This is a genomic window from Actinomadura sp. NPDC000600 (genome assembly GCF_040492135.1).
Lineage (GTDB): Bacteria > Actinomycetota > Actinomycetes > Streptosporangiales > Streptosporangiaceae > Spirillospora.
On record NZ_JBEUPD010000085.1, the window covers coordinates 1 to 5,476 of the forward strand.

Here is a 5,476-nt window from a genome sequence, read left to right on the forward strand (position 1 = left end):
GCCCCCGCCGCCCCCCGCGGGTCGGCCCCCCCCCCCCCCCACCCCCCGCGGCGCCCCGCAACTGCGGGGGCCCCCCCCGCCCCCACCCACCAGGAGACCGACCATGACCGACTTCGACGGACGCCTGACCGAGGGGACCGTGAACCTGGTCCAGGACCCCAACGGCGGTGGCTGGTCCGCCCACTGCGCTGAGCCCGGTTGCGACTGGGCCGACTTCGCCGGACCGCTCGGCTTCCAGGGCCTCGTGGCCATCGCTCGCCGACACACGCACTGACCGCACGTCAAAGCCCCGCCGGATCACCGGCGGGGCTCTCTTCGGCCCTCCAAGTCACACCAGCCCCAAGGGGCGTCGGGAGTGGCGGAGGGAACCTCTGGCCCGATTGGTGCCAGGATTCCCACCAGACCAAAGAGCAACGGGCCGGACTTCGCACCTCCGACCCGTCCGCTCCCAGACTCGCGCCCCTTAGCCGGGCGAGACAGGAACGTTGCTCGTGCCCAGAGTACGGAGCGATGCCGAGGCATTGCCAGATCGGCCCGCCGGGCCCCGCTGCCACTGCGGGACCGCAATTGCCCACACACCGGGCAAACGGCCGCGTATCTACTGCTCAGACCGCTGCCGGATGGCAGCGAAGCGGGCGATCGCGCGTGTGACGCGAGATGCCGCCCGAGGCAAAAGCGAACACCTTGGGAAAGAAACAACAGAGTTTCCCGCACCCCTCCGACCTGCGGTTTCTCCGGACGGGGTGGATGGGGAGAGCCCGAGAGGCGACAGCCTCTCGGAAGTAGGAAGCACGTCGCGGAGCGACGCTGCCCGACTGCGGAAAGCCGCCCGGTACAGCCGCCGCCGGACGCTGTGGCGGATCAGCGGGGACGCCGCGTGCAAGGGCTGCGGCCGCGCCCTGATGGACCCTGCCTCCGGCGTAATCGTCGCCCAGACGGCGGCCGGAACGTCCGTGGTCCTGGGCCTGATGCGGTGCGGGCGGATCTGGCTCTGCCCGGTCTGCGCCGCCACGATCCGGCACAAGCGGGCCGAGGAGATCACCGCCGCCGTGGTCGAGTGGATCAAGCGCGGGGGGACCGCCTACCTGGTCACCTTCACGGCCCGCCATGGGCACACGGACCGGCTCGCGGACCTCATGGACGCCCTCCAGGGCACCCGGAAGACGCCGGACAGCCCCCGGCGGCCGGGCGCCTACCAGCGACTGATCACGGGCGGCACGTGGGCCGGACGCCGGGCCAAGGACGGGCACCGGGCCGCCGACCGCGAGGGCATCCGAGACCGGATCGGGTACGTCGGCATGATCCGCGCGACCGAAGTCACCGTGGGGCAGATCAACGGCTGGCACCCGCACATCCACGCGATCGTCCTGGTCGGCGGCCGGACCGAGGGGGAGCGGTCCGCGAAGCAGATCGTCGCCACCTTCGAGCCGACCGGCGCCGCGCTCGACGAGTGGCAGGGGCACTGGCGGTCCGTGTGGACCGCCGCCCTGCGCAAGGTCAACCCCGCCTTCACGCCCGACGACCGGCACGGCGTCGACTTCAAGCGGCTGGAGACCGAGCGCGACGCCAACGACCTCGCCGAGTACATCGCCAAGACCCAGGACGGGAAGGCGCCCGCCCTCGAACTCGCCCGCGCCGACCTCAAGACGGCGACCGGCGGGAACGTCGCCCCGTTCGAACTCCTCGGACGGATCGGGGACCTGACCGGCGGCATGACCGAGGACGACGCCGCCGGGGTCGGCTCGCTGGAGTGGAACCTCTCGCGCTGGCACGAGTACGAGCGGGCAACCCGGGGACGCCGGGCCATCGAATGGACCCGCTACCTGCGGCAGATGCTCGGGCTCGACGGCGGCGACACCGAGGCCGACGACCTCGATCTGCTCCTGGCGGCCGACGCCGACGGCGGGGAGCTGCGGGCCGGGGTCGCCGTGACCGAGGACGGATGGCACGCGGTCACCCGCCGCGCCCTCGACCTCGAGGCGACCCGGGCCGCCGAAGGCAAGGACGGCAACGAGGATTCGGCGGCCGTGGGCGAACGGGTGCGGGAGGTCCTGGCGCTGGCCGACGCGGCCGACACAGTGGTGGTGCTCACGGCGGGGGAGGTGGCCGAGGCGTACGCCGACATGCTCGCCGCCCTCGCCCAGCGCCGCGAGGAAGCAACTGCACGCCGACGGCGAGAGCAGGACGACGACCAGGACGACGACGCCGACGACCGCCAGGAGCGGGCCGCCCGGCACATCGCCCGGCTCGCAAGTGGGCCCACTTCGCACTAACTCGCTCCCCCCCGCCGTACGTCATCCCGGTGACGTACGGCGGGGGTCGGTGACGTACGCGGCGACGGCGGCCGGGGTCGAAGCCGCGGGAGTAATCCTGGGATTACTCGCCCGGGGTCGGCCCCGCCGGCACTTCGTGCAGGCGGTACCAGCCCGACCCGAGCACGCGCCGGCACGCCTGGTCGATGTCGGACCGGAGTTCGAGGTACGCGGCTTGCAGGTCCAGGAAGGGGACGTCCATGCGAGTGTCCGTTCGAGTGGCGGCTTGCGCCCGATGCTAGTCGCGGTTGATCGGCGATCGCAGGTGCACGCGGTCGATCTTGACGGCTGGCGAGAGGTGCGGGGAGGATCTGACCGACGCGGTCCACACGTGGCACCGCGATGCTGTTGTGGGCACAATCGTGCCGGTTGGTAGGATCGATCCACTAGTTCTAGAAATAATTTTGTTTAACATTAAAGAGGAGAAATTACATATGGGCAGCAGCCATCACCATCATCACCACAGCCAGGATCCGGGGGACGAAAACCTCTATTTCCAGTCGGTGAGCGGCGGCCCGGACCTCGCCCACCACACCGCCCGCACCCGGCTCGGGCCCTGGCTCGGTTCGGTCCCCGGCCCGGCGACGGGAGGGGCCACCACGGCCGCCGGGGGTGTCGAGATGGACCTGACCTGGCACGGCGGCGCGGACATCGATCCCGCCCGGCCCGGCAGCGAGCCGGTGGTGCAGGCCCTGTGCGGGCTGATGCACCTCCACGGGCAGGAGGCGGGACGACCGCGCCGGCTCGGGCTGGAAGCGGCCTCGGCCGCGGCCGGAGTGCTGGCCGGCCAGGGCGTCCTCGCCGCTCACGTGGGGCGCGCCCGTGGCATCCCGGTCGACGCCGTGGAGACCTCCGTGCTGCGCGCCGGCACGTTACTCGCCGGCCAGTACACCGCCGAGGCCACCTCCCCCGACCCGTGGGGACCCTCGGTCAAGGGGGACGGCGGCCCGCCGCCGTTCCGCAGCGCCGACGGACCCCTCTTCGAGATCGAGACCTTCGACCCCGCCCGCTGGCTCGCGTTCTGGCGCGACCTCGGCGTGGACACCGCCGTACTGGGCCGCGCCTGGACCGCCTTCCAGCACCGCTACCTCAAGGGCCACTGCCTGCTGCCCGCCGCACTGCACACGGCCGCGGCCGGCACGCCCTGGCCGCGGATCGTCGCGGCCGCTCAGGAGCACGGGCTCAGCCTGTCGGCGCTGCGCGGCTACCGGGACGTACTGGCCGAGCCGGGCTGGTCGCCGGGCCAGCCCCGGCTGGCCCCGCTGCCCGCGCCCCGCGGTGGCAGACCGGCCGCCGCACCGCAGCGCGCCGTGGCGGGCCGCGCCGGGGACCTTCCGCTGGCCGGGATCCGGGTGGTCGAGGCGACCAGCCGGGTCCAAGGGCCGCTCGCCGGGCAGCTGTTGACCATGCTCGGGGCCGACGTGACCTGGGTCGAGCCGCCCCAGGGCGACGCGAGCGGGATGGGCGCCCTGTACCACCGCGGCAAGCGGCGTACGGGCCTCGACCTGAGCCGTCCGGCCGGCCGGGACGCGCTGCGCGAACTCATCGCGGAGACGGATGTCTTCCTGCACAACTGGCGCCCCGGAAAGGCCGCCGAGTGGGGCTTCGCCGCCGGGGAACTGGCCCGGACGAACCCCCGGCTGGTCTTCGGCGAGGCGTCGGGATGGGGCCCGCACCTCGACCGGCGCGAGGTGATCGGCACCGAATTCATGGTGCAGGCCTACGCCGGGGTGAGCGAGGGCAACACCCCGCGGCACGAGCGCCCGGCCACGACACGGGTGCTGCTGTGCGAGATGTTCGGTGCGCTGGTGGCCTGCGAAGGGGTGCTGGCCGGTCTGTACCGGCGGGAGCTGTCGGGCCACGGCTGGACGGCCGAGTCCTCGCTGCTGACCGGCGCCATGGCGCTCCAGTCCCATGTCGTCCTCGGCCGGGCCACCGGCGACGAACCCGGGCGCAGCGACGGCCGGCCGGTGTGGGGCGCGATCGACGAGCCGGCCGGGACCGCGGACGGGTACCTCATGGTTAGCGCCGACGACGACCCCGCCTACCAGGCGCTGTGCGAGGTGCTGGAGGTGCCTCCCGGCCGGCGCGGCGAGCGGGACGGCCGGCTGACCGCACGCCTGCGCGAGGCCCCGGCGGCGCAGTGGGAGAAGCTGCTGACCGAGGCCGGTGTGCCGGCCGCCGCGGTCTGCCGGGACCTGTCCGATCCGCCGCGGGACCCGCGCCTCGCCCCGCTCTTCGAGCCGTTCGCCGGTGGCGGGCAGGCGCCTGTCGCGCCCTGGCTCTTTCACTGAAAGCTTGATATCGAATTCCTGCAGGTCCCCGGGGATCGGTCTTGCCTTGCTCGTCGGTGATGTACTTCACCAGCTCCGCGAAGTCGCTCTTCTTGATGGAGCGCATGGGGACGTGCTTGGCAATCACGCGCACCCCCCGGCCGTTTTAGCGGCTAAAAAAGTCATGGCTCTGCCCTCGGGCGGACCACGCCCATCATGACCTTGCCAAGCTCGTCCTGCTTCTCTTCGATCTTCGCCAGCAGGGCGAGGATCGTGGCATCACCGAACCGCGCCGTGCGCGGGTCGTCGGTGAGCCAGAGTTTCAGCAGGCCGCCCAGGCGGCCCAGGTCGCCATTGATGCGGGCCAGCTCGCGGACGTGCTCATAGTCCACGACGCCCGTGATTTTGTAGCCCTGGCCGACGGCCAGCAGGTAGGCCGACAGGCTCATGCCGGCCGCCGCCGCCTTTTCCTCAATCGCTCTTCGTTCGTCTGGAAGGCAGTACACCTTGATAGGTGGGCTGCCCTTCCTGGTTGGCTTGGTTTCATCAGCCATCCGCTTGCCCTCATCTGTTACGCCGGCGGTAGCCGGCCAGCCTCGCAGAGCAGGATTCCCGTTGAGCACCGCCAGGTGCGAATAAGGGACAGTGAAGAAGGAACACCCGCTCGCGGGTGGGCCTACTTCACCTATCCTGCCCGGCTGACGCCGTTGGATACACCAAGGAAAGTCTACACGAACCCTTTGGCAAAATCCTGTATATCGTGCGAAAAAGGATGGATATACCGAAAAAATCGCTATAATGACCCCGAAGCAGGGTTATGCAGCGGAAAAGATCCGTCGACCTGCAGCCCGGGGGATCCACTAGTTCTAGAAGCTCTGCATTAATGAATCG

General features: G+C 71.1%; 5 protein-coding genes. 3 read left to right on the forward strand and 2 right to left on the reverse strand.

The features are described 5' to 3' along the window. Positions 1 to 103: 103 nt before the first annotated feature. Together ABWI07_RS43665 and rep are read left to right on the forward strand one after the other, a co-directional pair. Positions 104 to 274, forward strand: coding sequence for a hypothetical protein (locus ABWI07_RS43665; protein WP_010889914.1), 171 nt, complete (start codon positions 104 to 106; stop codon positions 272 to 274). 628 nt (positions 275 to 902) lie between these two features. Beyond that, positions 903 to 2,273, forward strand: a complete 1,371-nt coding sequence (gene rep / locus ABWI07_RS43670) for a replication protein Rep (RefSeq protein ID WP_351386713.1) — start codon at positions 903 to 905, stop codon at positions 2,271 to 2,273. Between the two features lie 103 nt (positions 2,274 to 2,376). Here rep and ABWI07_RS43675 read toward each other — a convergent pair whose 3' ends face one another. Next, positions 2,377 to 2,514, reverse strand: coding sequence for a hypothetical protein (locus ABWI07_RS43675; RefSeq protein WP_351386714.1), 138 nt, complete (start codon positions 2,512 to 2,514; stop codon positions 2,377 to 2,379). A 232-nt stretch (positions 2,515 to 2,746) separates the two neighbouring features. On the opposite strand from ABWI07_RS43675, the gene ABWI07_RS43680 reads away from it, so the two are divergent. Beyond that, the gene (locus tag ABWI07_RS43680; RefSeq protein WP_353822155.1) at positions 2,747 to 4,606 is read left to right on the forward strand and encodes a CoA transferase; all 1,860 of its coding nucleotides are present in this window, start codon (positions 2,747 to 2,749) and stop codon (positions 4,604 to 4,606) included. Between the two features lie 161 nt (positions 4,607 to 4,767). On the opposite strand, the gene traJ is transcribed toward ABWI07_RS43680, so the two are convergent. Next, complete coding sequence (traJ, locus tag ABWI07_RS43685) at positions 4,768 to 5,139, reverse strand: conjugal transfer transcriptional regulator TraJ (protein WP_008832110.1); 372 nt, start codon at positions 5,137 to 5,139, stop codon at positions 4,768 to 4,770. Positions 5,140 to 5,476: the final 337 nt, after the last annotated feature.